The sequence below is a fragment of the Tepidamorphus gemmatus genome (genome assembly GCF_004346195.1).
Taxonomy (GTDB): Bacteria; Pseudomonadota; Alphaproteobacteria; order Rhizobiales; family Tepidamorphaceae; genus Tepidamorphus; species Tepidamorphus gemmatus.
The window spans coordinates 1-26,631 of sequence record NZ_SMAK01000006.1 but is presented as its reverse complement, the minus strand read 5'-3'; the positions used below and the strand labels follow the sequence as shown (position 1 = coordinate 26,631).

General features: G+C 67.8%; 25 protein-coding genes. 14 read left to right on the top strand and 11 right to left on the bottom strand.

The genetic code is table 11. From position 1 onward, the window contains the following. Positions 1-20 precede the first annotated feature (20 nt). A complete protein-coding gene (rfbF, locus tag EDC22_RS10785) occupies positions 21-794 on the bottom strand; it encodes a glucose-1-phosphate cytidylyltransferase (protein WP_132806668.1) in 774 nt (257 codons plus the stop codon). A gap of 69 nt (positions 795-863) precedes the next feature. On the opposite strand from rfbF, the gene EDC22_RS10780 reads away from it, so the two are divergent. Beyond that, complete coding sequence (locus tag EDC22_RS10780; RefSeq protein WP_165926874.1) at positions 864-2,132, top strand: glycosyltransferase family 2 protein; 1,269 nt, start codon at positions 864-866, stop codon at positions 2,130-2,132. A gap of 140 nt (positions 2,133-2,272) precedes the next feature. Here the strand turns inward: EDC22_RS10780 and EDC22_RS10775 are convergent, their stop codons facing one another. Further along, the gene (locus tag EDC22_RS10775) at positions 2,273-2,953 is read right to left on the bottom strand and encodes a TetR/AcrR family transcriptional regulator (RefSeq protein ID WP_132806666.1); all 681 of its coding nucleotides are present in this window, start codon (positions 2,951-2,953) and stop codon (positions 2,273-2,275) included. A gap of 283 nt (positions 2,954-3,236) precedes the next feature. Here EDC22_RS10775 and EDC22_RS10770 point away from each other — a divergent pair, with 283 nt between their 5' ends. From EDC22_RS10770 to EDC22_RS10720, 11 genes are all read left to right on the top strand, one after another. After that, positions 3,237-4,733, top strand: coding sequence for a CoA-acylating methylmalonate-semialdehyde dehydrogenase (locus EDC22_RS10770; protein WP_132806665.1), 1,497 nt, complete (start codon positions 3,237-3,239; stop codon positions 4,731-4,733). A 210-nt stretch (positions 4,734-4,943) separates the two neighbouring features. After that, positions 4,944-6,194, top strand: coding sequence for a Zn-dependent hydrolase (locus EDC22_RS10765; RefSeq protein ID WP_132806664.1), 1,251 nt, complete (start codon positions 4,944-4,946; stop codon positions 6,192-6,194). Between the two features lie 152 nt (positions 6,195-6,346). Beyond that, on the top strand, positions 6,347-7,807 hold the full coding sequence (gene hydA / locus EDC22_RS10760) for a dihydropyrimidinase (protein WP_132806663.1): 1,461 nt from the start codon (positions 6,347-6,349) through the stop codon (positions 7,805-7,807). 10 nt (positions 7,808-7,817) lie between these two features. Further along, positions 7,818-8,612 carry an ABC transporter ATP-binding protein gene (locus EDC22_RS10755; protein WP_132806662.1) on the top strand — a complete coding sequence of 265 codons (795 nt, stop codon included), beginning with the start codon at positions 7,818-7,820 and terminating at the stop codon, positions 8,610-8,612. Between the two features lie 147 nt (positions 8,613-8,759). Beyond that, positions 8,760-9,653, top strand: a complete 894-nt coding sequence (locus EDC22_RS10750) for an ABC transporter permease (RefSeq protein ID WP_132806661.1) — start codon at positions 8,760-8,762, stop codon at positions 9,651-9,653. Further along, complete coding sequence (locus EDC22_RS10745) at positions 9,650-10,759, top strand: ABC transporter permease (protein WP_132806660.1); 1,110 nt, start codon at positions 9,650-9,652, stop codon at positions 10,757-10,759. Before EDC22_RS10750 ends, EDC22_RS10745 begins: the two co-directional genes overlap by 4 nt. 27 nt (positions 10,760-10,786) lie before the next feature. Continuing rightward, positions 10,787-11,782, top strand: a complete 996-nt coding sequence (locus EDC22_RS10740; protein WP_132806659.1) for an ABC transporter substrate-binding protein — start codon at positions 10,787-10,789, stop codon at positions 11,780-11,782. 180 nt (positions 11,783-11,962) lie between these two features. Further along, positions 11,963-12,592 carry a uracil phosphoribosyltransferase gene (gene upp / locus EDC22_RS10735; RefSeq protein WP_132806658.1) on the top strand — a complete coding sequence of 210 codons (630 nt, stop codon included), beginning with the start codon at positions 11,963-11,965 and terminating at the stop codon, positions 12,590-12,592. Positions 12,593-12,837: 245 nt separating this feature from the next. Next, entirely contained in the window at positions 12,838-14,196 is a 1,359-nt protein-coding gene (locus EDC22_RS10730; RefSeq protein ID WP_132806657.1) for an aminotransferase family protein, read from the top strand. A gap of 385 nt (positions 14,197-14,581) precedes the next feature. Next, a complete protein-coding gene (locus EDC22_RS10725) occupies positions 14,582-15,610 on the top strand; it encodes a histone deacetylase family protein (RefSeq protein ID WP_132806656.1) in 1,029 nt (342 codons plus the stop codon). A 195-nt stretch (positions 15,611-15,805) separates the two neighbouring features. Next, on the top strand, positions 15,806-16,534 hold the full coding sequence (locus EDC22_RS10720; protein WP_132806655.1) for a TetR/AcrR family transcriptional regulator: 729 nt from the start codon (positions 15,806-15,808) through the stop codon (positions 16,532-16,534). A gap of 27 nt (positions 16,535-16,561) precedes the next feature. Here the strand turns inward: EDC22_RS10720 and EDC22_RS10715 are convergent, their stop codons facing one another. The 9 genes from EDC22_RS10715 to EDC22_RS10675 form a co-directional block, all read right to left on the bottom strand. Continuing rightward, positions 16,562-17,815 carry an acyl-CoA dehydrogenase family protein gene (locus EDC22_RS10715; protein ID WP_132806654.1) on the bottom strand — a complete coding sequence of 418 codons (1,254 nt, stop codon included), beginning with the start codon at positions 17,813-17,815 and terminating at the stop codon, positions 16,562-16,564. A 125-nt stretch (positions 17,816-17,940) separates the two neighbouring features. Then, complete coding sequence (locus EDC22_RS10710) at positions 17,941-18,717, bottom strand: SDR family NAD(P)-dependent oxidoreductase (RefSeq protein WP_132806653.1); 777 nt, start codon at positions 18,715-18,717, stop codon at positions 17,941-17,943. Positions 18,718-18,728: 11 nt separating this feature from the next. Continuing rightward, positions 18,729-19,898 carry an acetyl-CoA acetyltransferase gene (locus EDC22_RS10705; protein ID WP_132806652.1) on the bottom strand — a complete coding sequence of 390 codons (1,170 nt, stop codon included), beginning with the start codon at positions 19,896-19,898 and terminating at the stop codon, positions 18,729-18,731. 109 nt (positions 19,899-20,007) lie between these two features. Beyond that, positions 20,008-21,045 (bottom strand): asparaginase, encoded by a 1,038-nt coding sequence (locus EDC22_RS10700; protein ID WP_132806651.1) that lies wholly within the window; start codon positions 21,043-21,045, stop codon positions 20,008-20,010. Between the two features lie 18 nt (positions 21,046-21,063). After that, positions 21,064-21,513 (bottom strand): Rrf2 family transcriptional regulator, encoded by a 450-nt coding sequence (locus EDC22_RS10695; protein WP_132806650.1) that lies wholly within the window; start codon positions 21,511-21,513, stop codon positions 21,064-21,066. A gap of 99 nt (positions 21,514-21,612) precedes the next feature. Further along, on the bottom strand, positions 21,613-22,092 hold the full coding sequence (locus EDC22_RS10690; RefSeq protein WP_132806649.1) for a MaoC family dehydratase: 480 nt from the start codon (positions 22,090-22,092) through the stop codon (positions 21,613-21,615). A 40-nt stretch (positions 22,093-22,132) separates the two neighbouring features. After that, positions 22,133-22,597 (bottom strand): hypothetical protein, encoded by a 465-nt coding sequence (locus EDC22_RS10685; RefSeq protein WP_132806648.1) that lies wholly within the window; start codon positions 22,595-22,597, stop codon positions 22,133-22,135. A gap of 7 nt (positions 22,598-22,604) precedes the next feature. Next, a complete protein-coding gene (locus EDC22_RS10680; RefSeq protein ID WP_132806860.1) occupies positions 22,605-22,943 on the bottom strand; it encodes a DUF6152 family protein in 339 nt (112 codons plus the stop codon). A 97-nt stretch (positions 22,944-23,040) separates the two neighbouring features. Next, complete coding sequence (locus EDC22_RS10675; protein WP_132806647.1) at positions 23,041-24,387, bottom strand: TIGR03808 family TAT-translocated repetitive protein; 1,347 nt, start codon at positions 24,385-24,387, stop codon at positions 23,041-23,043. A 212-nt stretch (positions 24,388-24,599) separates the two neighbouring features. On the opposite strand from EDC22_RS10675, the gene EDC22_RS10670 reads away from it, so the two are divergent. Together EDC22_RS10670 and EDC22_RS10665 are read left to right on the top strand one after the other, a co-directional pair. Next, the gene (locus tag EDC22_RS10670; RefSeq protein ID WP_132806646.1) at positions 24,600-25,199 is read left to right on the top strand and encodes a superoxide dismutase; all 600 of its coding nucleotides are present in this window, start codon (positions 24,600-24,602) and stop codon (positions 25,197-25,199) included. 185 nt (positions 25,200-25,384) lie between these two features. Beyond that, positions 25,385-26,359, top strand: coding sequence for a magnesium transporter CorA family protein (locus EDC22_RS10665; RefSeq protein WP_132806645.1), 975 nt, complete (start codon positions 25,385-25,387; stop codon positions 26,357-26,359). Positions 26,360-26,631: the final 272 nt, after the last annotated feature.

The following is a 26,631-nucleotide window of genomic DNA, read 5'->3' as shown; positions in this document are numbered from 1 at the left end:
AGGTGGGCCGAAGCCCGGGCTCAAGGCCAGACCTTCCAGGGGGCCTTCCCGGATGCCCACAGCGCCTCGAGCTGATTCTTGTCGCGCAGCGTGTCCATCGCGTGCCAGAAGCCCGCATGCCGGAACGCCTCGAGCTCGCCGTCGCGCGCGAGACTTTCGAGCGGTTCGAGCTCCCAGGGCGTGTCGTCGCCGGCGATGCGGTCGATGACCTTCGGCGACAGCACGAAGAATCCGCCGTTGATCAGGGCATTGTCGCCAGGCGGCTTCTCGATGAAATGGTCGACCCGGTTGCCGTCGAGCGCCAGCGCCCCGTATCGGCCGGGCGGCACGACGGCCGTCACCGTCGCCAGCCGCCCGTGCGCCTTGTGGAAGGCGATCAGCCTGGAGATGTCGACATCGGCCACGCCGTCGCCATAGGTCAGGCAGAACGGTTCGGCCGGATCGAGATAGGCGGCGACGCGCTTCAGCCTGCCGCCAGTCATCGTCCCCTCGCCGGTATCGACCAGCGTCACCCGCCAGGGTTCGGCGCTGACCTGGTGGTATTCGATCTCGCCGGTACGCGCGTCGATCGTCACGTCGGAATTGTGCAGCAGGTAGTTTGCGAAGAACTCCTTGATCATGTAGCCGCGATAGCCGAGGCAGATGATGAAGTCGCTGACGCCGTAATGGGCATAGATCTTCATGATGTGCCAGAGGATCGGCCGCCCGCCGATCTCGATCATCGGCTTGGGTCGCAGATGCGACTCCTCCGAGATGCGCGTGCCGAGGCCGCCCGCCAGGATGACTGCTTTCATGTGATGCCCGCGCTTGCCCCGCTTCCAGCCGCGTGCTTTTAACACGCGCGGCTAATGGAGCAATCCGTCATGACAGCCAGCACCCGCCGCCCCCGCATCAGTCTCGTGGTGCCGACCCGCGACCGCGCCTTCACGCTGGCGCAGACGCTGAGGACCTGCGTGGCGCAGGATTATCCGGAGCTGGAGATCGTCGTTCACGACAATGCCAGTGGACCGGACACCGCCGCGGCGGTGGCCCGCTTCGACGATCCGCGGCTGCGCTACTTCCGGTCCGAAACCCGCCTGTCGATGCGGGCGAACTGGGAAGCCGCGCTGGCGCGCACCACCGGCGACTACATCGTGTTCATCGGCGACGACGACCTGGTGACGCTCGGCGGCATCTCGCGGCTCGCCGGGCTGATCGCCGAGACCGGCGCCGAGGCGATCAAGTGGACCTCGGTCAACTACATCTGGCCGAACCGCTCCACCACCGAGGCCGGCTACCTGATCCTGAAGCATTCCAAGCTGTTCTGGGATTACACCGTCTATGGCGGCGGCGCGATCCTCGATGCGATGTTCGAGGGCCGGCTGCGCATGTCGATGCGCACCTTCCACGTCTATCACGGCTGCATCTCGCGGCGGATCATCGATGACGTCAAGGCCAGCACGCGGCAGTACTTCTGCTATCATATCCCGGACGTCTACACCGCCTTCGCCAATGTTTTCGTCACCGACCGGATCCTGTTCGTCCGCCACCCGATCACCAGCTTCGGACATTCGGCGAGCTCGAATGCGATGTCGTTCTACCAGGATGCGACCGGCGCGGCCGAGGCCGGCGGCGAGACGCCCTACGCGAAGTTCGTCAGCGAGATCGACGCCGACCGCGAGGCGCCGTGGCCCTACAATCCCTTCATCAAGGCGATGAGCTATCACGGCCTCGTCAGTCTGCACATTGCCAACGAGATGTTCGCCACCGGCCGCAGGATCAATGTCGAGGCCTGGCTCGGCCACGCGCTGGCCGAGACGGTGGCCGACCCGATCTATCTGGCCGAGGCCCACAAGGCGCCTGTGATCTACGCGTTCGACCGGATGCTGAAGGAGCGCCTGCCGCCCGCCCCGGAGATCGCCGTATCGGCGCACGGCAAGCGCATCCGGGCGCACGGCACCCGGCGGCGGCTCAACAAGCTCGATGTTCCCACTGCGCTCGACGGCGAGGACAATTCCTTCACCGCCGCCCGGGTGCTGGATCGGCTGACCGATACCGGCTACCGGATCGCCCCGCGCGGCCCCCTGTCGACCGCCCGCCACGCCTGGCACTGGTTCCGGCTGCAGGCACGGGCCGGCGAATACCTGCGGTAGCGGACCGCGGTCTCCGCGGCGGCACGTGGTCTGGCGTGCCGCCCTGCCGACCCCGGATCGGCGTCGCCGTCGGGGATGACGTCAGACGGTTGCTCCGGCGGGGCGTGTCATCGGTGAGGCCGGGGCGAGATTTCTGCCGCTCACAGCCGGCGGATCGACGGCCTTGCCTTGCGCGGCGCCGGTGTTGCGCCGATGCCTTTCAGGATGATCTCCACCACCGTGCGCTTCGCCCTCTCGAACTGCTCGTCGGAGAGCGGCTCGCCGCCATTCAGCGTGGCGATCTGGTGGCTGAAATCGGCATAGTGCTGGGTCGTCGCCCAGATCATGTAGAGCAGGTAATACGGATCGACCGGCGCGATGCGCCCCTCGTTAATCCAGCGGCGGATCACCGCGACCCGGCCGTCGGTCCAGTCTCTCAGCGTCGTCTCCAGATAGTCCTGGATGACCGGCGCCTTGTGCAGGATCTCGTTGGCCCACACCTTCGAGCCGTTCGGATGGGCGCGCGAGATCTCCATCTTCTCGCCGATGTAGCGGGTCAGCGCCTCGACCGGATCGTCGCAATCGTCGAAGGATTGCGCCGAGCGCAGCCAGATCTGGAAGATGTTGTCGACGACCGTCCGGTACAGCTTGAGCTTGGTCGGGAAGTAGTAGTGCAGGTTCGCCTTGGGGATGCCGGCCCGTTCGGCGATCATCTGCGTGGTTGCACCCTTGAAGCCGTACTCGGCGAACACCGCCTCGGCGGCTTTCAGGATCTGGGCCTCGTTCTCCTGGCGGACGCCGCTTCTCGGCTCGGTTCGCGGCAGTGCCGAATGGTTGGGCATCGGGGGTGTCCGGGCGACCGCTTTTTTGTCTTGACCGAATGGTCAAGTGGCTCTAGCGTCTGAAGCTGACTATTTGGTCAACTTTCGCAGATCCGGGGCCGATACACAAGAATTCCGTTGGCGACACCGCGAGATCGGGCGCACGGAAGGGGGAACGGGCGTATCCGCGCCGAAGCGCGGGCCGCCAGATCGGTCGATCCGGCATCAGGACCGTGCGCGCCGTGGCTGCGCCTGCGAGGGTTGGCCCGTCGACGGACCTGTCGCGACGGACCAGGGAGGAGAGATGGACCGGATCGCAAACGCCATAGGTGCGCGCGTTGCGCCATCCTCGAGTGCGCGGTCGGCGCCCGTGTACAATCCCGCCACCGGCGAACAGGTCGCCGAACTGCCGCTGTCGACTGCCGCCGAGGTAGGCGAGGCGGTCGCTGCGGCCAGGGCTGCCGCCCCTGCCTGGGGCGCGACGCCGCCGCTGAAGCGGGCGCGGCTGATGTTCCGCTTCAAGGAGCTGCTCGACGCGCGCGCCGCCGATATCGCCCGCGCGATCAGCCGCGAGCACGGCAAGACGCATGCGGACGCGCTCGGCGAGGTCGCGCGCGGCATCGAGGTGGTGGAGTTCGCCTGCGGCATCCCGCATCTTCTGAAGGGCGAATTCTCCCGCAATGTCGGCCCGGAAGTCGATTCCTATTCCGATCGCCAGCCGCTCGGCGTGGTCGCCGGCATCACCCCGTTCAACTTTCCGGCGATGGTGCCGCTGTGGATGTATCCGGTGGCGATCGCCTGCGGCAACACCTTCGTGCTGAAGCCCTCCGAGCGTGATCCCTCCGCGCCGATGCTGGTCTATGAGATCTTCCGCGAGGCTGGCTTCCCGGACGGCGTGCTCAACATCGTCCACGGCGACAAGGAGGCCGTGGATGCGATCCTCGACCATCCCGATGTCAAGGCGGTGAGCTTCGTCGGCTCGACCCCGATCGCGGAATATGTCTATGCGCGCGGCACCGCGAAGGGCAAGCGCGTGCAGGCCCTCGGCGGGGCGAAGAACCACATGATCATCATGCCCGATGCCGACATCGACAAGGCCGCCGATGCGCTGATGGGGGCGGGCTACGGCTCGGCGGGCGAGCGCTGCATGGCGGTCTCGGTGGCGGTCCCGGTCGGCGAGGAGACGGCGAACCGCCTCGTCGAGACTCTGGCTCCGAAGGTGCGGGCCCTCAAGATCGGCCCCTCCACCGACCCCGACGCGGAGATGGGGCCGCTGGTCACCCGGCAGCATCTCCAGAAGGTGCTGGGCTACATCGACAAGGGGATCGCCGAGGGCGCCGATCTCGTCGTCGACGGACGGGGCTTCCGGCTGCAGGGATACGAGAACGGCTATTTCGTCGGCGGCTCGCTGTTCGACCGGGTCACCCCCGACATGACCATCTACCGGGAGGAGATCTTCGGACCCGTCCTGTCCGTTGTTCGGGCCGGGTCGTTCGGCGAGGCGGTCGGCCTCGTCAATGCCCATGAATATGGCAACGGCTCTGCGATCTTCACCCGCGACGGCGACGCGGCCCGCGCCTTCGCCGATGCGATCGAGGTAGGCATGGTCGGCGTCAACGTGCCGATTCCGGTTCCGGTCGCCTACCACTCCTTCGGCGGCTGGAAGCGCTCGCTGTTCGGCGATCACTCGATCTACGGTCCGGAAGGCGTGCGCTTCTACACCCGTCTGAAGACCGTCACCACGCGCTGGCCGGGCGGCATCAGGGAGGGCGCCGTCTACACCTTCCCGACGATGAACTGAGTGGGCAGCATGGTTCTCGACAGATCCGTCACCGCTACACCGCCATGCCGACCGGAGCGCGGCGGAAGGCCGGTATCGGTCTCCAGGGAAGGGGAGCTGCGATTCCGATCCCGGCCTGCAGCTCGGGCGCTTCCGCGATGATCGACGAGGCCTCGGTGTGCACGGCCTTCGTGACAAGGATCCAGCAAGGTTGAAGTGGAGCAGCACAGCATGACCGGTCCGGCCGACAATCTGAGGATCAATTCCGGGCGTCTCTGGGACTCGCTGATGGAGATGGCGAAGATCGGCCCCGGCGTGAAGGGCGGCAACAACCGCCAGACGCTGACGGATGCCGACCGCGAGGGCCGTCTGCTGTTCCAGCGCTGGTGCGAGGCGGCCGGCTGCACCATGACGGTTGACTCCATGGGCAACATGTTCGCCCGGCGCGCCGGCGCCGATCCGTCCCTGCCGCCGGTCGTGCTCGGCAGCCATCTCGATACGCAGCCGACGGGAGGCAAGTTCGACGGGGTTCTCGGCGTGCTGGGCGGCCTCGAGGTGATCCGCACCCTCAACGATCTCGGCCTGAAGACCCGCCATCCGATCGAGGTCGCCAACTGGACCAACGAGGAGGGCACCCGGTTCACCCCCGCGATGGTCGCCTCCGGCGTCTTTGCGGGCGCCTTCACGCAGGACGAGGTCTACGCCATCCGTGATCGCGAGGGGCGCCGCTTCGGCGAGGAGTTGAAGCGCATCGGCTTCGTCGGGACCGAGCCGGTGGGGCAGCACCCGATCAAGGCCTATTTCGAGCTGCACATCGAGCAGGGACCGATCCTCGAGGCGGAGGGCTGCGATGTCGGCGTCGTCACCCACGGCCAGGGCCAGCGCTGGTTCGACATCAGGTTGACCGGCTTCGAGAGCCATGCCGGTACCACGCCGATGCCGCGCCGCCGCGACGCGCTGCTCGGGGCGGCGAAGATCGTCCAGGCCGTCAACGAGATCGCGCTCGCGCATGCGCCGCATGCAGTCGGCACCGTCGGTGTGCTCGATCCCTATCCCGGGTCGCGCAACGTCATTCCCGGCGCCGTCACGATGACCGTCGACTTCCGCCATCCCGACGATGCGGTCCTGGCCGACATGAAGGCCAGGCTCGAGGCCGCGCTCGACAAGGCATGTGCGGAGGGGCGGCTCGAGCGGGAGGTGTCCGAGGTGTTCTACTATCCGCCGGTGGCCTTCGATCCCGCCTGCGTGTCCGCCGTCCGGCGCGCCGCCGAACGGCTCGGCTACAAGCATCGCGACATCGTCTCGGGTGCGGGTCACGACGCCTGCTACATCGCTCGCGTCGCACCGACTGCGATGATCTTCTGCCCCTGCGTCGACGGAATCAGCCACAACGAGGAGGAGGACATCACCCCCGACTGGGCGGCGGCCGGCGTCAACACGCTGTTCCACGCCGCGGTCGAGACGGCGGAGATCGTCGGGTGAGGGCCAGCGCCACTCATTTCCACGTCATCCCGGACGGCCGCCAGGCCGATCCGGGATCGGGGCCCATCGACGGCGGCGGCGTCCCGATCCCGGCTCTCCGCTCGCTGCGGACGGTGTGACGGGGAGCAACAGGGCGAGGAGGAGCACGACACATGTCCAAACTGATCAAGGGCGGCACCATCGTCACCGCCGATCTGACCTTCAAGGGCGACGTCTACATCCAGCACGACAGGATCGTCGCCGTCGGGCCCGACCTGCCGCACGACGCCGATCATGTCCTCGACGCCACCGGTTGCTACGTCATGCCGGGCGGCATCGATCCGCACACCCATCTCGAGATGCCCTTCATGGGCACCTATTCCTCCGACGATTTCGAGAGCGGCACCCGCGCCGCGCTTGCCGGCGGCACGACAATGGTGGTCGATTTCGCGCTGCCGTCGCCCGGCCAGTCGCTGCTCGACGCGCTTGCCATGTGGCACAACAAGACGGGCCGGGCGAACTGCGACTACTCGTTCCACATGGCGATCACCTGGTGGGGCGAGCAGGTGTTCGACGAGATGGCGGTCATCGTCCGCGACAAGGGCATCAACACCTTCAAGCATTTCATGGCCTACAAGGGCGCGCTGATGGTGGACGACGACGAGATGTTCGCCTCCTTCCAGCGCTGCGCCGAGCTCGGTGCCCTGCCGCTCGTCCATGCCGAGAACGGCGACGTCGTGGCGCAGCTTCAGGCAAGGCTGCTGGCAGAGGGCAATAACGGACCCGAGGCGCATGCCTATTCGCGGCCGCCGGAGGTCGAGGGCGAGGCGACCAACCGCGCGATCATGATCGCCGACATGGCCGGCGTGCCCGTCTACATCGTGCACGTGTCCTGCGAGCAGGCGCACGAGGCGATCCGCCGGGCCCGCCAGAAGGGGATCCGCGCCTATGGCGAGCCGCTGATCCAGCATCTGACCCTCGACGAGAGCGAATACGCTCACCCCGACTGGGATCACGCGGCCCGCCGCGTGATGTCGCCGCCGTTCCGCAACAAGCAGCACCAGGACTCGCTGTGGGCTGGCCTGCAGTCGGGCTCGCTGCAGGTGGTGGCGACCGACCATTGCGCGTTCACCACCGCGCAGAAACGTTTCGGTGTCGGCGACTTCACCAAGATCCCGAACGGCACCGGCGGGCTCGAGGACCGGATGCCGATGCTGTGGACGCATGGGGTCAATACCGGGCGGTTGACGATGAACGAGTTCGTTGCAGTGACCTCGACCAACATCGCCAAGATCCTAAACATCTATCCGAAGAAGGGCGCGATCCTGCCCGGTGCCGACGCCGACATCGTGGTGTGGGACCCGGCGCGGGAGAAGACCATCTCGGCGAAGACCCAGCAGTCGGCAATCGACTACAACGTCTTCGAGGGCAAGAAGGTCAAGGGCCTGCCGCGTTACGTGCTGTCGCGCGGGGTGGTCTCGATCCATGATGGCGAGGTCAGGACGCGCGAGGGCCACGGCGAATTCGTTCCCCGCCAGCCGTTCCAGGCGGTGAACCGGGCGCTGTCGACCTGGAAGGAACTCACCGCCCCGCGCAAGGTCGAGCGCAGCGGCATTCCGGCGAGCGGGGTCTGAGGGACCGTCGATGCCGCAATCCCCCCCGGCCACGGTCATCGACGTCCGCGACCTGTCGCTCACCTTCCAGACCGCGGACGGGCCGGTGCAGGCGTTGTCGCATATCGACCTGAAGGTCGACCGCGGCGAATTCGTCTCGTTCATCGGCCCGTCGGGCTGCGGCAAGACCACGCTGTTGCGCGTCATCGCCGATCTCGAGCAGCCCACCGCCGGCTCGATCCTCGTCAACGGCGTCAGCCCGGACGAAGCTCGCCGCAACCGCGCCTATGGATATGTGTTCCAGGCCGCCGCGCTGTATCCCTGGCGCACCATCGCCCGCAACGTCGCGCTGCCGCTCGAGATCATGGGTCTGTCGAAGGCCGAACAGGCCGAGCGCGTCAAGCGCAACCTCGATCTGGTCAACCTGACAGGCTTCGAGCGCAAGTATCCCTGGCAGCTGTCGGGCGGCATGCAGCAGCGCGCCTCGATCGCCCGCGCCCTTTCCGTCGAGCCGGACCTGCTGCTGATGGACGAGCCGTTCGGGGCGCTCGACGAGATCGTCCGCGACCATCTCAACGAGCAGCTCCTCAAGCTCTGGGCGAAGACCAACAAGACGGTGATCTTCGTCACCCACTCGATCCCCGAGGCGGTGTTCCTGTCGACGAAGATCGTCGTGATGTCGCCGCGCCCCGGCCGGGTCCACGACGTCATCGTGTCCGATCTGCCGCGCGAGCGGACCCTCGACATCCGCGAGACGCCGGACTTCCTCGCCATCGCCCACCGGGTGCGCGAGGGCCTGCGGGCGGGGCACAGCTATGAGGACTGAAGGACGGCTGCGGATTGCCGGTGCCGCGCCCGGGCGTGTCTTCCCGGCCGCCGCAGATGCGGCTGAATTCGGCGTGCGCGCCGATCCAGGCGTCTCGCGCGCTCCGCACGCTGCGGCCCCGATGACGGAGGCGGAGGGTCGGTCCGGATGAGCGCCCACGCCGCCGCCGACAGGCTGCGCGACCGGGTGATCCCGGTACTCGTCGTCGTGGCGGCGATCATTGTCATCTGGTACGTCGCCGCCGTCTGGCTCAATGCGCCGTTCCAGCGAGACACCTTTCTCCGCGCCAACCAGGACTACACGGCCGCCGAACTGATCGCCGCGACGCTGAATCAGGAGCGCCCGGTTCTGCCTGCCCCGCACCAGGTTGCCGCGGAGATCTGGAAGACCACCGCCCAGATCGCCCCGACCTCGCGGCGCAGCCTGATCTACCACGCCTGGATCACGCTCTCCTCGACGCTGCTCGGCTTCGTCATCGGTACGCTGCTCGGCATCGTGCTCGCCATCGGCATCGTCCACAGCCGCACCCTCGACCGTTCGCTGATGCCCTGGGTGATCGCCTCGCAGACGATCCCGATCCTCGCCGTCGCGCCGATGATCATCGTGGTGCTCAATGCCGTCGGTCTGACCGGCCTGATCCCCAAGGCGATGATTTCGACCTACCTGTCGTTCTTTCCCGTCGTGGTGGGCATGGTGAAGGGTCTGCGCTCGCCGGACGTCATCCATCTCGACCTGATGCGCACCTACTCGGCCAGCCGTGCGCAGGTGTTCTGGAAACTCAGGGCCCCGTCCTCGGTGCCGTTCCTGTTCACCGCCATGAAGGTCGCCATTGCCATCAGCCTGGTCGGCGCCATCGTCGGCGAGCTGCCGACCGGGGCGGTAGCCGGCCTCGGGGCGCGGCTGCTGGCCGGCTCCTATTACGGCCAGACCATCCAGATCTGGTCGGCACTGTTCATGGCGGCGTTCATGGCAGCGATCCTGGTGGCTCTGGTCGGTCTCGCCAACCGTATCGTGCTGCGGCGCATGGGAATGGCGCAATGAGGGGAGGGGTTGCGCCACTCGTGGGACTGTCCGGGGCGCTGGCGCTCGTTGCGCTGGCGCTGCCTGCCGTCCGCGGCGGGGCAACGGTTCTGGCCAGCCCGCCGCTCGCGCTGGCGGCAGCCGCGTTGATCGTCTGCGCCGTCGCGGCGACGGCGATGGCGCGCCTGACCATCCCTGCCGCGGCCATCGCCGCGCATCTGGCGGCCTGGCTTCTGATCGGTGCCCTGCCGCAGGTGACCGGCAGCGCCGGGTCCGGCTTCTGGCTTCTGGTCGTCGCCGCCTGGCTCGCCGCCTGGCGGCTGGCCGACGCGCTGTCGGCGCTGTCGCCGCGCGAGCGGATGCTGCAGCGCGCGATCGACATCGCCGTGCCGCTGTTGTTCGGCCTGTGGGTCCTGATCCTGTGGGAGCTCGTGGTGCGCGGCCTCGCGGTGCCGCGCGTGCTGCTGCCGTCGCCCGGCGAGATCTGGCTCAGGATGACCGGCTCGGTGCCGATCCTGTGGGCGGATTTCCGCCAGACCTTCCTGCGTGCGGTGCTGATCGGCTACGCGCTCGGCTGCGGCGCAGGCTTCATCGTGGCGATCCTCGTCGACCGGGTGCCGTTCCTCAGGCGCGGCCTCCTGCCGATCGGCAATCTGGTCAGCGCGCTGCCCATCGTCGGCATCGCACCGATCATGGTCATGTGGTTCGGCTTCGATTGGCCATCGAAGGCCGCCGTCGTCGTCGTGATGACCTTCTTTCCGATGCTGGTCAACACGGTGGCGGGGCTGGCGGCGGCCGGCGCGATGGAGCGCGACCTGATGCGCACCTATGCGGCCGGCTACTGGCAGACACTGATGAAGCTGCGACTGCCGGCTGCCCTGCCTTTCATCTTTACTGCCCTCAAGATCAACTCGACCCTCGCCCTGATCGGTGCCATCGTCGCGGAGTTCTTCGGCACGCCGATCGTCGGCATGGGCTTCCGCATCTCGACCGAGGTCGGGCGGATGAACATCGACATGGTCTGGGCGGAGATCGCCGTCGCCGCACTTGCCGGCTCGGCATTCTACGGCCTGGTCGCGCTGGTCGAGCGGGCCTTCACCTTCTGGCATCCGTCCTATCGCAGCTGAGGGGCGGGGCCCAATCCGGAGGAGAATATGAAGACGCAACTGATTGCTGCTGTCGCTGCCGCCGCCCTCGCTGTCGCCGCCGGTCCGGCGACGGCCAAGGACAAGATGACGCTCCAGCTCAAATGGGTGACCCAGGCCCAGTTTGCGGGCTACTACGTGGCCAAGGACAAGGGCTTCTACGACGAGGTCGGGCTCGACGTCGAGATCAAGCCGGGCGGACCTGACATCGCCCCGCCGCAGGTGATCGCCGGCGGCGGCGCCGACGTGATCGTCGACTGGATGCCTTCCGCGCTCGCCTCGCGCGAGAAGGGTGTGCCGCTGGTCAACATCGCCCAGCCGTTCAAGCGCTCCGGCATGATGCTGACCTGCCTGAAGGAGTCCGGCATCACCAGTCCGGAGGACTTCAGGGGCAAGACGCTCGGTGTCTGGTTCTTCGGCAACGAGTATCCCTTCCTGTCGTGGATGGCCCATCTCAACATTCCGACCGACGGCGGACCGGACGGCGTCACCGTCCTGAAGCAGGGCTTCAACGTCGATCCGCTGCTGCAGAAGCAGGCCGAATGCATCTCGACCATGACCTACAACGAGTACTGGCAGGTGATCGATGCCGGCATCTCGCCCGACGATCTTGTCGTCTTCAAGTACGAGGACCAGGGCGTCGCGACGCTCGAGGACGGACTCTATGTGCTCGAGGACAGGCTGTCCGATCCGGCCTTCGTCGACATGATGGCCCGCTTCGTCAAGGCCTCGATGAAGGGCTGGGACTATGCCCGCGAGCATCCCGAGGAAGCCGCCGGCATCGTTCTCGACAATGACGCCACCGGCGCCCAGACCGAGAAGCACCAGGTCCGCATGATGGGCGAGATCAACAAGCTGACCGAGGGCTCCGACGGCACGCTCGACCCGGCCGACTACGAGCGGACCGTGGACGTCCTGCTCGGCGGCGGTTCCGATCCGGTCATCACCAGGAGGCCGGAAGGCGCCTGGAGCCACGTCGTCACCGACAAGGCCAAGGCGATGTGAGCACGGCCGGCCGCCACCCCGCCCCTCTCCCGCATGGCGGGGGAGGGGTGCCGGGTGTCTGCGAGGCCGGTTGAGGGTGAGGGGGCGGGCCATTCGCCGGCGGCCCGTCATCTGCCGCGTGGACATCGGCCGCGTTCGGTGCGTAGAAACGGAACTCCCTTCCGTGAGCCGGGAACTGCCATGCCCCACGTCACCGTCGTCGATCACCCCCTCGTCCAGCACAAGCTCACCCTGCTGCGCGACAAGTCGCGCTCGACCGCCGGCTTCCGGCGGCTGATCAAGGAAGTGACGCTGCTGCTCGGCTACGAGGTGACCCGCGATCTGCCGCTGACGACCAGGCGGATCGAGACGCCGCTCGCCGAAATGGAGGCGCCGGCGCTCAAGGGCAAGAAGCTGGTCTTCGCCTCGGTGCTGCGGGCCGGCGAGGGCATGATCGAGGGGCTGATCGAACTTGTCCCCTCCGCCCGCATCGCCCATATCGGCCTTTATCGCCATCCGCAGACGCTGGAGCCGGTGCAGTACTACTTCAAGGCACCGGATGACATCGCCGATCGTCCGGTGATCGTCGTCGACCCGATGCTGGCGACCGGCAATTCGGTCGCCCACGCCATCGACCTTCTCAAGGCGAAGGGCGCGACGCAGCTGCGCCTGCTCTGCCTTCTGGCAGCGCCCGAGGGAATCGCGGCGCTGGACAGGCGCCATCCCGACGTGCCGATCGTCACGGCCGCCATCGACAGCCATCTCAACGACCACGGCTATATCGTGCCCGGGCTCGGCGATGCCGGCGACCGCATGTTCGGCACGAAGTAGGCTCGTCCTCCCGCCTCGCCCTCGCTGCGCCGTCATGCCGGATGCTCGGCAGGCCGATCCGGGATGCCGGGCAGGTGTGACTGCCGGCGCTCCGGGCCGCCGGGGCGGCGCGGATGCGTCGATGGAGGTCGGATGGAGTCCGGCCAGCCGCCGGTTACCACGGCAGAGGCGCCTGCAGTCTTCCGTGATGTCGGCATTCGCGCTTGCCCATTTGCCTTATGGCGCGCCCGGATGAGTATCCGCCCATGAGCGACATCGTTCCGCCACCCTCTAACCTGTTCTACCAGTCGCGCAACCGCCGCCCGCGCCTCGACCGGGCCGAGGGCGTCTACATGTGGGACGAGACCGGCAAGCGCTATCTTGACGGTTCGTCCGGGGCGATGGTCTCCAACATCGGCCATTCCAATCCGCGCGTCCTTGCTGCCATGCGGGCGCAGATGGACAGGTCGACCTTCGGCTACCGGCTGCATTTCGAGAACGAGCCGGCCGAGGAACTGGCGCGGCTGGTCGCCTCGCTGATGCCGGCGGGCCTCGACCGGGTATTCTTCGTCTCCGGCGGTTCGGAGGCCGTCGAGAGCGCCGTCAAGCTCGCCCGGCAATGGGCGGTCGCCACCGGGCAGGCGAGCCGCTGGAAGGTGATCGCCCGCTACCCGTCCTACCACGGCTCGACCTTCGGCGCGCTGGCGCTCACCGGCATGGCGCTGATGACCGCGCCGTTCTCGCCGATGCTGCGCGAGATGCCGCGCATCCCCGCACCGACCTGCTATCTCGACCGCGACAGCCTGTCGATGGAGGAACGCGGCCTGCGCTACGCTGGAATGCTGCGCGAGGAGATCCTGCGGCAGGGCCCCGAGACCGTGCTGGGCTTCATCATGGAGCCGGTCGGCGGCGCCTCGACCGGGGCGCTGGTCGCCCCCGATTCCTATTATGCGCGCATCCGAGAGATCTGCGACGAATTCGGCGTCCTGCTGATCTATGACGAGGTCATGAGTGGCGCCGGGCGGACCGGCACCTTCCTCGCCGCCGAGCACTGGGGGATCCGCCCCGATATCGTGGCATTGTCGAAGGGCTTCGGTGCGGGCTACATGCCGCTGGGCGCCATGGTCGCCGACCGCCGACTGGTCGAGCCGGTGCTCGATGCCGGCGGCTTCGTGCATGGCTTCACCTATGCCGGCAACCCGCTCGCCTGCGCGGCCGGTCTCGCCGTGATCCGCGAGGTGCTCGACAACGATCTGATGGGCAATGCGGCGCGGATCGGCGCGCTGCTGAAATCCGAGCTGACCGGGCTGATGGCGCGCTATCCCTTCATCGGCGACGTGCGCGGCAAGGGACTGCTGCTCGCCTTCGAGCTGGTTGCCGACCGGGAGACCATGACGCCGCTGCCGAAGGCGCACGACGCCTATGTCCGGCTCGTCGAGCACGCCTACGAGCGCGGCCTGATCATCTATTCCCGGCGCACGCGCGGCGGGCGCGAGGGCGACCATTTTCTCGTCTGCCCGCCAATGATCGCGACACAGGCCCATGTCGGCGAGATCATGGAGAAGCTCGTCGCCTCGCTCGATGCGCTGGCAGCGGAGCTTGACCTGCCGCGGGGCAACGCCTGACGGTCCGTGCACCGCTGATCCGCCCCGCGTGGTCCGGCGCCGCGCCCTGGCGGGGCGGATCGCTCAGCGCGTCGGCCCAACCGGCGATACCGTCTCCACATGGACTTCGGCAGGTCGCGCGCCGCCGAGCACATGGTTCCGTTCTCGACCGGCGCGACCAGGCCGCTGCCCGTCACTGCCGCGACGGGCGCGGCGGCCGCCGCCGCCAGAACCGCGAACCGGAGCCGATACCGGCTCCGCCGTGCAGTGCGGGTTGGGGGCATGGCATGGTGCGGGGGTTGGCCTGCCGACTTGTCGCTGCCATGCTGCGCCGGATCCCCGACCGACAGGACGGCACGATGGCAGGTCCGCGGGCACCCGGGGGGCACGGTCAGGCAGAAGCGGAATGAAGGTCGTCTACGACGAGGCGCAGAAGCTGCACTATCCCCGTCACTTCGTGGCGAGCGGCATCACCACCGCCAATCCCGAGCAGCCCGAGCGCGCCGACCGGCTGCTGGCCGCCGCACTCGGCGCGGGGCTCGAGCACGAGCGCACGCGGGATCAGGGTCTCGACCCGATCGCCGCCGTCCACACGCCGGAATATGTCGAGTTCCTGATCCATGCGCATGCCCGCTGGAGCCGGCGGCCCGGCGCCTCGGCCGAAGTGATCCCGAACATTCATCCCGGACGGGGTCATGCCGGCTATCCGCGCTCGGTCGACGGGCAGGCCGGCTACCACATGGCCGATACCGCCTGTCCGATCTCGGCGGAAACCTGGCCCGCCGCCAGGCTATCGGCATCGACGGCCGCCCAGGCCGCGCGACGGGTGCGCGACGGCGATCGAGCCGTTTACGCCCTGTGCCGGCCGCCTGGCCATCACGCCTTCGCCGACATGGCCGGGGGGTTCTGCTACCTCAACAATGCCGCCATCGCCGCGGAGGTTCTCCGGGCGGCCTGCGACCGCGTCGCGATCCTCGACGTCGACCTGCATCATGGCAATGGCACGCAGGGCATCTTCTATGCCCGCGCCGACGTGCTGACCGTCTCCATTCACGTCGATCCGCTGCGCTTCTACCCGTTCTTCTGGGGCTATGCCGACGAGCGCGGGCAGGGTGCCGGCCTCGGCTTCAACTTCAACCTGCCGCTCGCGCGCCATACCGACGACGCCGGCTATCTCGACGCCCTCGACACTGCACTCGGCCGAATCCGCGCCTACGCCCCCGGCGCGTTGGTGCTGGCGCTCGGCCTCGATGCCTCCATGCACGATCCGTTCGGCGGGCTCGCAGTCAGCGCCGACGGTTTTGCCCGGATCGGCGAGCGCGTCGCCCGTCTCGGCCTGCCGACGGTCATCGTCCAGGAAGGCGGCTATCTCTGCGACCAACTCGGCGACAACCTGGCGGCCTTTCTCGGCGGTTTCGCAGCGTTCCTGCGATGACGGCGCTGCCGGATCAGAACTGTTGCGGCACAAGTGGCACCCGGTTCTGCCTCAGCCGTCGCGACGGAACACAGACCGGGAGCGGATCATTGATTGCCGGGAACGATGATCCGTCTGGCCACCCAAATGAGCTGTTGCGTGGACGGCTGGCCGGGTCGATGATCGATCTTGATCGAGTCTACCGATGATTGTGCCATGCCATTCGACGATACGGCGTCCGCCCGGGCCCAGGCTCGCGGGGCGGGACGCGGATCCGACACGCGGCAGGTGATCCTCGACACCGCCGAGCGGATGTTCGTCGAGAAGGGCTACAGCGGCGTGACGCTGCGCGATCTGACGGCCGCGGCCGGCGTCAATCTCGCCTCGGTGAACTATCATTTCGGATCGAAGGACGCGCTGCTGCTGGAGGTATTTCGGCGGGGCAGTGTCGCCATAAACCGCGAGCGTCTGAAGCTGCTGCAGGAGGCCGAGGCGGCCAGCGGCGCGCGGCCGGCCGATGTGCGCGCGGTGCTGCGCGCCCTGTTCGCACCACCCTTGCGGGCGACGCTGACGGCGGATGGCACCGGCAACGAGGGACGGTCGATCTACATGCAGTTCGTCGCGCGCGCCGTCCTCGACGGGCCGCAGCAGATGCGCGAGATGATCGAGCGGGACGTCGGCCATCTGCAGCGTTTCGTCGAGGCACTGGCGCTGTCGCTTCCGCATCTCGAGCGCACCGAGCTGCTGTGGCGCTTCCATTTCGCGATGGGCGCGCTGCATGCGATGTACACCAACATGCGGCGGCTCGACGCCCTGTCGGGCGGCAGTGTCGGCGTCGGCGACGTCGAGGCGGTGCTGGACCGCCTCGTGGAGTTCTGTGCGGCGGGCCTGGAGGCCGGGCCCGCAGCTCCGGGTCAGGCAGCCGACAATCATCGGCACGCCTGAAGCCGCGCGATTGTCGGCGGATCAGGTCTACCGGATGAACACTTCGGCTTCGCCGCCGGTGCGGGCCGGATCGCTATTGCGATATCTGCGCAGCTCCAGCCGCGCCATCTGGTTGCGGTGCACTTCGTCGGGTCCATCGACCATCCGCACCGTGCGGGCATAGGCATAGGCGTTGGCCATCACCTCGTCGGCGAAGCCGCCGGCGCCGAACGCCTGCAGCGCCCAGTCGATCACCTTGCAGGCGGCTGCCGGCGCGGCGACCTTGATCATGGCGATCTCCATCCGCGCCTCCTTGTTGCCGACCGTGTCCATCTTCCAGGCCGCGTTCAGGGTCAAGAGGCGAGCCTGGTCGAGCAGAATGCGGGACTCGGCGATGCGCTCGGACCAGACGCTCTGCTGCGATACCGGGCCGCCGAACGCCTCGCGGCGCTCGAGCCGGCGACACATGCGTTCCAGCGCCCGCTCCGCTGCGCCGATCACGCGCATGCAGTGATGGATGCGGCCGGGGCCGAGCCGGCCCTGCGCGATCTCGAAGCCACGTCCTTCGCCGAGCAGCATATTGGAAGCCGGCACGCGGACATTCTCGAACGCGATTTCCATATGCCCGTGCGGCGCGTCGTCGAAGCCGAACACCGGCAGCGGTCGGATCACGCGGACGCCGGGCGTATCCATCGGGACGAGGATCATCGACTGCTGGCGGTGTCGATCGGGATTGTGCGGGTCAGACTTGCCCATCACGATCAGGATCCGGCAGCGCGGGTCGCCCGCGCCCGAAGTCCACCACTTGCGCCCGTTGATCACGTATTCGTCGCCTTCGCGGCGGATCTCGGTGCGGATGTTGGTGGCATCGGAGGAGGCGACGTCCGGCTCGGTCATCGAAAAGCCGGAGCGGATCTCGCCGGCAAGCAGCGGCTCGAGCCAGCGCTTCTTCTGCTCCTCGGTGCCGTACCGCTCCAGCACCTCCATGTTTCCGGTATCGGGCGCCGAACAGTTGAAGATCTCCGGTGCCCAGAATGACCGACCCATGATCTCGGCGAGCGGCGCGTATTCGACATTTGTCAGCCCCGCCCCGCGTTCGCTCTCCGGCAGGAACAGGTTCCACAGGCCCGCGGCGCGCGCCTTGGCCTTCAGCTCCTCCATCAGCGGCAGCGGTTGCCAGCGATCGCCGCCGGCGCCGACCTGCTCGAACAGCCTGCGCTCGTTCGGATAGACGTGCTCGGCCATGAAGTCGCAGAGGCGGTTGCGCAGATCCTCGACGCGGGGCGAGAAGGTGAAATCCATGGCGGCATCCTCGGCTGATCGAGGGATCACGATAATTCAAACGATTGTTTCAGTCAAAGCGCGCTGCACCATTCGGGGCGGTCTGGCCGGCCGGGTTGCCCTGATCCCGGTGCGCCGGGCCCGCCTCAGCCGCGCTTGAGGCCGCCGGCACAGAAGCCGCCGTCGACGGCGAGCGTCTGCCCGGTGACATAGGCTGCCTCGTCCGAGAGCAGGAACGCGGTGACAGCCGCGATCTCCTCGACCGTACCATAGCGCGCCATCGGCACGGCCGCATGCCAGCCGGCCCGGATCGCGTCGCTGTGCAGCGCCGCGGTGAGCGGCGTCTCCACCGGTCCCGGGGCCACCGTGTTGACGCGGATGCCACGCGGCGCAAGCTCGACGGCGAGCACCTGGGTCATGGTGACGACAGCGCCCTTGGAGGCGCCGTAGGCGACGCGACCGACATTGCCGCGCAGGCCGGACACCGAGCCGATATTGACGATCGCGCCGCCACGCCCGAGATGGCGGGCGACGGCTCTGGAGGCCAGGAACGAGCCGACGACATTGACGTCGAGGATCCGGCGGAACTGCTCGGCGGTGGTCTCGTCAAACGGCGCGTCGAGGCCGATGCCGGCGGAGTTGACCAGCCCGTCGAGGCGGCCAAAGGCCTCGGCCGCGGCATCCGTCGCCGCCGCCACCGCCGCTTCGTCGGTCACGTCGACACGGTAGAAGCGCACGCGTTCGGACCGCTCACCGAGCTCGGCCGATGCCTGATCGAGTGCTGTCTGCGCGGCATCCCAGACGGCGACGTCCCAGCCATCCGACAGGAGCCGACGCGTGACCCCGAGACCGATTCCGGACGCGCCGCCGGTGACGATCGCGGCCGGGCGCTTGCGGCCGGCCGCACCACGCTCGCCTGCCATGCCGAGCTTGCCTACTTGATGCGTTCGAGGATCGAGACGTAGTTGGCGACGGCGGCGCCGCCCATGTTGAAGATGCCGCCGAGCTGTGCACCGTCGATCTGCATTCCCTCCGGTGCGGTGCCGGTCAGCTGCATGGCGCTCAGCGCGTGCATCGAGACTCCGGTCGCCCCGATCGGGTGGCCCTTGGCCTTGAGGCCGCCGGATGGATTGACCGGCAGCCGCCCGCCGATCTCGGTCTGGCCCTCGAGCGCGATGCGGCCGCCCTGTCCTTCGGGGGCGAGGCCCATCGCCTCGTACTCGATCAGTTCGGCGATGGTGAAGCAGTCGTGCGTCTCGACGAAGGACAGGTCGTCGATCTTCACCCCGGCATCGGCGAGCGCGCGCGCCCAGGCTTGCGCGCCGCCCTCGAACTTGAGGATGTCGCGCTTCGACATCGGCAGGAAATCCTGCACATGCGCCCGGCCGCGGAAGGCCACCGCCCGCCTCATCCTGAGTGCCGTCCGGGTGTCCGCCAGCACGATCGCCGCCGCCCCGTCCGAGACCAGCGAGCAGTCGGTGCGCTTCAGCGGCCCGGCGACATAGGGGTTCTTCTCGCTCTCGGTGCGGCAGAACTCGTAGCCGAGATCCCTGCGCATCTGCGCGTAGGGATTGGCGACGCCGTTGCGATGGTTCTTGGCCGCGATCCGGGCGAGCGCATCCGACTGGTCGCCGTAGCGCTGGAAATAGCTCTGCGCGATCTTGCCGAACACGCCGGCAAATCCGGCCGGCGTGTCGCCGTCCTCCGGCAGGTAGGACGCCTTGAGCAGGTTGCGGCCGATTTCCGGCCCCGGTGTCGTGGTCATTTGCTCCACGCCGACCACCAGCACGATCCGCGCCGCGTTGGCCTCGATCGCGCGAATGCCCTGATGCACGGCGGCCGAGCCGGTGGCGCAGGCATTCTCGACGCGGGTCGCCGGCTTGAAGCGCAGCTCGGGGCTCGCCTGCAGCACCAGCGACGCGGTGAAATCCTGGGCCGAGAATCCGGCGTTGAAATGGCCCAGCACGATCTCGTCGACATCGCTCGCGGAAATACCTGCATGTGCAAGTGCTTCCTCGGTCACCTTCACGACTAGGCTTTCCACCGTCTCGCCCTCGAGCTTGCCGAACGGCGAGTGCGCCCATCCCACGATGCAGGCCGTCATGATTTCCTCCGCATATACAACTAATCCTTCCTAGCGCAACTCGCCGGTTCGGCCAAGGCCACAGCTCGTGGCGCGGGGCGCGTTCGGCGGCTCCGACCCGGCGGTCGCCTCAGGCGAGCGCCGCGCGCAGTTCGGCGCTGGCGCGCATCTCGCCCACCGGGTTGCCGTTGCGATCGGTGACCGGCTGTCGCGCGAGGGTCTCGACGGCCGCCCTCGCCTTCCCCTCGAGACCGCCGAGCGCGCACAGCACGGCTGCCATCAACGTCTCGGCGGCGCGGCTGGCGCCGTCGTCGATCTTCAGCGCGACGCCGAACCCCCTGTCGGGCAGCGCGGCGCAGAACACGCCCTCCGCGCCGGTCTTGACGAAGGCCGCAGCACCGGTGGCCTCCATGACCCGCGTACAGAACCGGCCGCTGCCCGCCACCATGAACGGATGCGCGGCCACCGCGCGACGGATCCGCTCGATCGCGGCGCGGCGGTCGGCGCCGAGATCCCGGCCCGTTGCGACGCTCGCGAAGGCTCGCGCCCAGCCCTCCAGCGGCGCCGCCCAGGTCGGCACCGAGCAGCCATCGATGCCGCAACGATCCGTCGTGAGGTCCGTCCCCGTCATCTCGGCCATTGTCGCGCGGATGCGCTGCTGCAGGGGATGGTCGTGGCGGACATAGCCGCGCCGCTCGAGACCGAGATGCATGGCGGCAGCCAGCATTCCGGCATGCTTGCCCGAGCAGTTGTTGTGGATGCGGCGGGGCGGTTCGCCGCGCGCCAGGAGGGCACAGCGGTCCTCGTCGCGGGCGGGCAGCTGCGGGCCGCATTCGAGGTCAGCTTCCGACAGTCCGGCCTTGCCCAGCATCGACCGGACGGCGGCGACATGTTGCGGCTCGCCATTGTGGGAGGATACGCTGAGCGCGATCTCGGCGTCGGTGAGGCCGAAGCGATCGGCCGCGCCGCTCTCGATCAGCGGCAGCGCCTGCATCAGCTTGATCGCCGAACGCGGATAGACCGGTGCGACGATGTTGCCGAGGCCGATCACGGTCGAGCCGGTGCGGTCGACGACGGCGAGCGCCCCGCGATGGCGGCTCTCGACGAGATCGCCGCGCGTGATCTCCACCACCACAGGGTTGGCGGTCGGAACGGGAGGATGCGGCATCGCCGGCGCGGGCCGTGTTCAGCCGGTCTGGGCGACGGCCGACAGCAGATCGGCGCCGAGGCCCTTCGGCCGCGCTGCCACGAGGTCGCGCAGCGTGTGCTGGTCGAGCACGTCGATGAAGGCGTTGAGCGCTTCGTCGAGGATGCGGTTGATCGGCGCGACCGGGCGGATCGGGCATTCGACCGCGCCGCCGACGCACTCGGCCTCGATATGCGTCGCCTCGGTCACCCGTACGACGTCGCCGATGCGGATCTCGGCGGGATCGCGCGACAGGCGGATACCGCCGCCGCGCCCGCGCGTCGTCTCCAGGAAGCCGCCCTGCACCAGCATCGGCACGATCTTGAAGACGTTGTGCTCGGTGATGTTCTGGGCGCGCGCGATCTCCGAGACGGTCACCGAACGGTCTCCGGCGACGGCGCAATGGATCAGGATTCGCAGCGCATAGCCGGTCTGCTTGGTCAGGCGCATCGCCGCTGCCGCCTCCTCGGCTCCCGGACATTCACGATCCGGGATACTACGCTTCTTATAGCCCGGCTGACAGAAAATTCCACCGCGACGAAGCGCCCCTCACAGATAGGCGCGCGTCCGCCAGTCGGCAACGATGGCCGGCTTCGCCTCGTCCTCGATCTCCAGGCTGGCATCGAAGAGACATTCGATGAAATCGGGGCGTCCGGTATCCAGCGCCTTGAGGCCGAGCACGCTGCGCACCCGGGCTCCCGACCTGACCGGCGCGACGAAGCGCAGCCGATCGAAGCCGTAGTTGATGCTGAGCTTCGCTCCGGCCAGCTGCGGCATGATCTCGGTGGCGAGCCCGCCCATCAGCGACAGGGTGAGGAACCCGTGCGCGATCGTCGTGCCGAACGGCGTCGCCCGGGCGCGGTCGGGATCGACATGGATGAACTGATGGTCGCCGGTCAGGTCGGCGAAGGTGTCGATCGTCGCCTGATCCACGGTGATCCAGCGCGAGGCGCCGATACGGCAGCCCACCAGAGCCTCGAACTCGCCGACGGCCAGCCTCGGCCCCCGATACTCAACCGCCTCACGCATAGGACAGCCCCCGCGCCGCGTCAGACCCGAATCGACACGCCTAGAAATACGCGATCAGGCGGCCGAGCGCAGCGACGGCGAGCCAGACCGCCAGCGAGGCGGCCGCCGCGAATCGGGCGAGGCGAAGCAAGGTGAGATCGCGGGCCGCGGCGTGAAGGATCCCCTCCAGGACCGCGACGTTGAGTAGCGCGAGGCCGATCGCCAAGAGCTTGATCCGGAAGGCGGGGTTCATGCCGATGTGGCTGGCCTCGGGCACGAGCAGCATGAGACCGGTAACGATCTGCACCAGCAGGCCGGCGACCGCATAGGGTCTGATGCTGGCGATCACCCCACGGGCGCCGGTCGCCGAATGGCGCAGGACCGCGACATCCATCGCCGCGACCAGTGCGAAGAAGACCATCGCACCAACCACGTGCAGGACATTGGCAGCCGGGAACAGCCAGACCGAACGGCGCATGGTGGCGCCGAACGCCGATGCCTCGACGGCCGCGAGAATGCCCTCCATCGGCCGGTCAGCGCAGGTGGAAGCGCCGTCCGTCGACGTCGAGCCACTCGGCGCGGATCTCCGGCGTGCCGTCGCGCTTGGGATAGCCGTAGGCGATCACCTCGACGCCGGTTGCCAGGATGTCGCCGGTCGCCCCGCGCGCCGTCATCCGCGACAGTGGGGCGAGCGTCACCAGCCATTCGGCCCCCTCGTGGCGCAGTGTCATCGCGCCATGCGGATTCTGCAGGGTGATCGAAAGGATCGGACCTTGCATGGTGATCGGATTGTCGGCGTCGTAGGATCCCCAGCCATGATGGGCGAGCGCCGGGACGACGAACAGGGAGGTGAGGCCGACAGCGAGAAGCATCCTCACGGGCTGTCCTCCTGCTTGGACCAGAAGCTTCCCCAAAGGTAGGGCGGGCAGAGCCGGCGGTAAACCCGCCGGGCCACGGTGCGCAAGCTTCTCACGCCATGTGGTTGTCGCGGATGGTCAGCTCCGGGTAGTCCTCCGTGCCGCCTTGCGCCAGATCCCCGGTTGCCGGCTCTTCCCAGCGCATGCCGAGGATCGCCGCCCGGCTGGCGCCGGAGATCAGGTTGTTGGCGATCACCGTGCTGCGGACGCCCTGGACGACGGAGACCTCGAAGCCGATCGGACAGTCGCGGGCGATGTTGCCCGTTGCCACGACGTCGCGCAGATAGGGGCCATAGCCGAGCCCGTAGCCGGATCGCGCGGCGTTCTCGACGACATTGCCGGTCAGCGTCGTGTCCGCCGACACGAAGATGCCGGTGCCGCGCGGTTCGGGAAATGCGCCGATCTCGATGTTGCGCACCAGGTTGCCGGACACGACGGCGAGCCGCCCGCCCTGGTCGAAATTGGTCACCGAGATACCGTGCAGCGCCCCGTTCACCAGGTTGTCGGCGACGACCGCCCCGTCGAACCCGAATTCCACGAAGATCGCCACCTCGCCGAGCCGGGCGCAGTTGTTGCCGGAGACGATCACGTCGGCGCCAGAATTGATCCTGACGGCGGAGAAGCTGCACTCGGCGATACGGTTGCCGCTGATCGTCACGCCGGCGCCGCGGAACACCACGATGCCGTTGCCGTACTGGCCGGTGCCGCCCGAGCGGTTGTGGATGCGCGTGACGTGATTGTTGGCGATCCGCGCGCCGTCACCCTGCCGCGCCGACTGCCAGACCATGATGCCGTTGTCGCCGCAGTCGTGCACACGGTTGTGCGAGATGTCGAGATCTGTGCCATCGAGGCTGAACAGGCCGGTGCCGCGCGCGCCGGACACCGTCGTCGCCCGTACCTGGCCGCCGCACCGGCGCAGCATGATCCCGTCGCCCCAGGAGTTGACGACCTCGCAGTCGGCGATCCGCACCTCCGCGACGTCGGCGAGGTCGACCAGCCCCTCCGCGCTGCCGAGATCCCGCGCCATGCCGTCGAGCACGATGCCGTCGAGCGCGACGCGCTCCGCCCCCTCGGCGCTGATCAGCGGCGCGCCGCCGATCGCTGCCAGCCGCGTCGCGCCGGGAATGCCGGCGAGGCGGGCACCCCGCCCCAGTCTCAGGCCGCTGACGGCGTAGCGGCCGGGCGGCAGGAACAACGGCGTCTCCGTTAGCCGTGTCTCGTCGAGTGCGCGCTGGATCACCGCCGTCTGGTCGGTCTCGCGATCGGGCTGGATGCCGAATCGCGCCGCGTCAATCCCGAGCGCCTGGGCATCGACGATTCGCGGGGCGAGGGGAGCCAGAACGGCGGCGCCTGCGCCAACAAGGAACGAACGGCGGGTCGACGGTGTTGAGCGGATCATGGTCGGCGGTGGAGCAACACGGATGCCAGGCTCGATCGTGCCGCTTCGGCACGCTGGCAGCGCCGATGCAGTGCCGGCTGTCCCGCTTCGGGAAGCGGTGTGTTGCCCACGAACGGCCCCCGGCCTATCTATGGCGGCGGCAGGGGGCAGCCGCAGTCAGCGACGTGACGTTTCTTCCCCTGAACCTGTGAGAACACGAGGAGGGTCATCCGATGGCATTCGAACTTCCCGATCTGCCCTACGCCTATGACGCGCTGGCGCCGTACATGTCGGCCGAGACGCTCGAATATCACCACGACAAGCACCATCTCGCCTACGTCAACAACGGCAACAACCTGCTGAAGGGCACGGAGTGGGAGGGCAAGAGCCTCGAGGAGATCGTCAAGGGCTCCTACGGCAGGAACCAGGGCCTGTTCAACAATGCCGGGCAGCACTACAACCACATCCACTTCTGGAAGTGGATGAAGCCCAACGGCGGCGGCAAGAAGCTGCCGGAGAAGCTCGCCAAGGCGATCGACGCGGACCTCGGCGGCTATGACAAGTTCCGCGACGAGTTCATCAATGCCGGCGTCACCCAGTTCGGCTCGGGCTGGAACTGGCTGGCGGTGAAGGACGGCAAGCTTGCCATCATGAAGACCCCCAACGGGGAGAACCCGCTGGTTCATGGCGCGACGCCGATCCTCGGCTGCGATGTTTGGGAGCATTCCTACTACATCGACTATCGCAACCGCCGGCCCGACTACCTGGCAGCCTGGGTCGATCACCTGATCAACTGGGAATACGTCGAGGAACTGTTCGACAAGGCGCGCTGAGCGGCCGCGTACCTGCTGTTCGGGAAGCGGGGCCGGCCGCCCCGCTTTTTCTTTCGTTGCGGCCGGTCGCCCGGCATCGCGGGTGACGGGCGCGTTGTGCGGGGCGGGCCGTCACGACACCGTCATGCTCGCGCGCGACATGGCGGAGCGACTCGTTCCGGCACCGGAAGGGAGGGGTCCAGGACATGCTGACAGTCTATGCGGCCACCGGACGGGGCCTCCAGCCGATCGCGGTCGAATCCGGCGAGAAGCCCGAGTCGGCCGTCTGGATCGATCTCATGTGTCCGACCGCCGAAGAGGAGGCGATGGTCCAGGGCTGGTTCGGCATCGAGGTGCCGACCCGTGAGGAGATGCGGGAAATCGAGGTGTCGAGCCGCCTCTACGAGGAGGACGGTGCGCTGTTCATGACGATCCTGTCGATCCTGAACGCCGATGCGCCGCATGCCGACGCGACCGACGTGACCTTCATCCTGCTGCCGAGTGCCCTCGTCACTGTCCGCTACGCGCAGCCGCGGCCGATCACCCTCTACGCCCAGCGGGCCGGCAAGGCCGGCCCCTCGTGCAAGGCGCCGGACTATGTGCTGCTCGGTCTCGTCGAGACCTTTGTCGATCGGCTCGCCGACATTCTCGAGCGGACCGGCGCCGACATCGACACGATTTCCCGTGAGATCTTCGAGCATGAATCGAAGCGACCGATCCGTCCCGCCGACTTCAAGGCGATCGTTGCCCGCATCGGCCGATCCGGCGAGCTCGCCGCCAAGGTGCGCGAGAGCCTGGTGACGATCGCGCGCATGATGTCGTTCCTGTCGTCGGGCGCCGGCGAGGTCCGCCTGTCGAAGGAGGTGCGCACCCACATCAAGACCGCAACGCGCGATTGCGCCCAGCTCGGCGATCACGCCACCTACCTGTCCAACAAGACCATGTTCCTGCTCGAGGCGACGATGGGCCTCATCAACATCGAGCAGACCAACATCATCAAGATCTTCTCGGTCGCAGCCGTGGCGCTGCTGCCGCCCACCCTGATCGCCTCGATCTACGGCATGAACTTCACCCACATGCCCGAGCTCGAATGGACGTTCGGCTATCCGCTGGCCTTGCTCGGCATGATCGCCTCGGCGGCACTGCCCTATGTCTATTTCCGTCGCAAAGGCTGGTTGTGACAGGCGGAAGAATGTTCAACTGGCGGTCTGTTGACAATAGCGATTCCTATAAGCTGTTGATTCAAAATGGCAAAATTTCTTCGCCGACTTGCCGGCGTTAACGATCTGCCAACAAAATGACCTTACGTCGCCTTCGATATGTCTCGGAGGTATCGAAGATGTTGGGACTGACTGGACGGCGCCGGCGGCGTGACGCCGAACTGGTGATGCAGGCTCTCAGGGCGACGCGTGCCTGTATCGAGTTCGCCCCTGATGGAACGATCCTCGACGCC

What these genes read in the sequence shown, in the direction of transcription:
- rfbF (WP_132806668.1), bottom strand. Translation starts at nt 794, where the DNA reads ATGAAAGCAGTCATCCTGGCGGGCGGCCTCGGCACGCGCATCTCGGAG.
- EDC22_RS10780 (WP_165926874.1), top strand. Translation starts at nt 864, where the DNA reads ATGACAGCCAGCACCCGCCGCCCCCGCATCAGTCTCGTGGTGCCGACC.
- EDC22_RS10775 (WP_132806666.1), bottom strand. Translation starts at nt 2,953, where the DNA reads ATGCCCAACCATTCGGCACTGCCGCGAACCGAGCCGAGAAGCGGCGTC.
- EDC22_RS10770 (WP_132806665.1), top strand. Translation starts at nt 3,237, where the DNA reads ATGGACCGGATCGCAAACGCCATAGGTGCGCGCGTTGCGCCATCCTCG.
- EDC22_RS10765 (WP_132806664.1), top strand. Translation starts at nt 4,944, where the DNA reads ATGACCGGTCCGGCCGACAATCTGAGGATCAATTCCGGGCGTCTCTGG.
- hydA (WP_132806663.1), top strand. Translation starts at nt 6,347, where the DNA reads ATGTCCAAACTGATCAAGGGCGGCACCATCGTCACCGCCGATCTGACC.
- EDC22_RS10755 (WP_132806662.1), top strand. Translation starts at nt 7,818, where the DNA reads ATGCCGCAATCCCCCCCGGCCACGGTCATCGACGTCCGCGACCTGTCG.
- EDC22_RS10750 (WP_132806661.1), top strand. Translation starts at nt 8,760, where the DNA reads ATGAGCGCCCACGCCGCCGCCGACAGGCTGCGCGACCGGGTGATCCCG.
- EDC22_RS10745 (WP_132806660.1), top strand. Translation starts at nt 9,650, where the DNA reads ATGAGGGGAGGGGTTGCGCCACTCGTGGGACTGTCCGGGGCGCTGGCG.
- EDC22_RS10740 (WP_132806659.1), top strand. Translation starts at nt 10,787, where the DNA reads ATGAAGACGCAACTGATTGCTGCTGTCGCTGCCGCCGCCCTCGCTGTC.
- upp (WP_132806658.1), top strand. Translation starts at nt 11,963, where the DNA reads ATGCCCCACGTCACCGTCGTCGATCACCCCCTCGTCCAGCACAAGCTC.
- EDC22_RS10730 (WP_132806657.1), top strand. Translation starts at nt 12,838, where the DNA reads ATGAGCGACATCGTTCCGCCACCCTCTAACCTGTTCTACCAGTCGCGC.
- EDC22_RS10725 (WP_132806656.1), top strand. Translation starts at nt 14,582, where the DNA reads ATGAAGGTCGTCTACGACGAGGCGCAGAAGCTGCACTATCCCCGTCAC.
- EDC22_RS10720 (WP_132806655.1), top strand. Translation starts at nt 15,806, where the DNA reads ATGCCATTCGACGATACGGCGTCCGCCCGGGCCCAGGCTCGCGGGGCG.
- EDC22_RS10715 (WP_132806654.1), bottom strand. Translation starts at nt 17,815, where the DNA reads ATGGATTTCACCTTCTCGCCCCGCGTCGAGGATCTGCGCAACCGCCTC.
- EDC22_RS10710 (WP_132806653.1), bottom strand. Translation starts at nt 18,717, where the DNA reads ATGGCAGGCGAGCGTGGTGCGGCCGGCCGCAAGCGCCCGGCCGCGATC.
- EDC22_RS10705 (WP_132806652.1), bottom strand. Translation starts at nt 19,898, where the DNA reads ATGACGGCCTGCATCGTGGGATGGGCGCACTCGCCGTTCGGCAAGCTC.
- EDC22_RS10700 (WP_132806651.1), bottom strand. Translation starts at nt 21,045, where the DNA reads ATGCCGCATCCTCCCGTTCCGACCGCCAACCCTGTGGTGGTGGAGATC.
- EDC22_RS10695 (WP_132806650.1), bottom strand. Translation starts at nt 21,513, where the DNA reads ATGCGCCTGACCAAGCAGACCGGCTATGCGCTGCGAATCCTGATCCAT.
- EDC22_RS10690 (WP_132806649.1), bottom strand. Translation starts at nt 22,092, where the DNA reads ATGCGTGAGGCGGTTGAGTATCGGGGGCCGAGGCTGGCCGTCGGCGAG.
- EDC22_RS10685 (WP_132806648.1), bottom strand. Translation starts at nt 22,597, where the DNA reads ATGGAGGGCATTCTCGCGGCCGTCGAGGCATCGGCGTTCGGCGCCACC.
- EDC22_RS10680 (WP_132806860.1), bottom strand. Translation starts at nt 22,943, where the DNA reads ATGCTTCTCGCTGTCGGCCTCACCTCCCTGTTCGTCGTCCCGGCGCTC.
- EDC22_RS10675 (WP_132806647.1), bottom strand. Translation starts at nt 24,387, where the DNA reads ATGATCCGCTCAACACCGTCGACCCGCCGTTCGTTCCTTGTTGGCGCA.
- EDC22_RS10670 (WP_132806646.1), top strand. Translation starts at nt 24,600, where the DNA reads ATGGCATTCGAACTTCCCGATCTGCCCTACGCCTATGACGCGCTGGCG.
- EDC22_RS10665 (WP_132806645.1), top strand. Translation starts at nt 25,385, where the DNA reads ATGCTGACAGTCTATGCGGCCACCGGACGGGGCCTCCAGCCGATCGCG.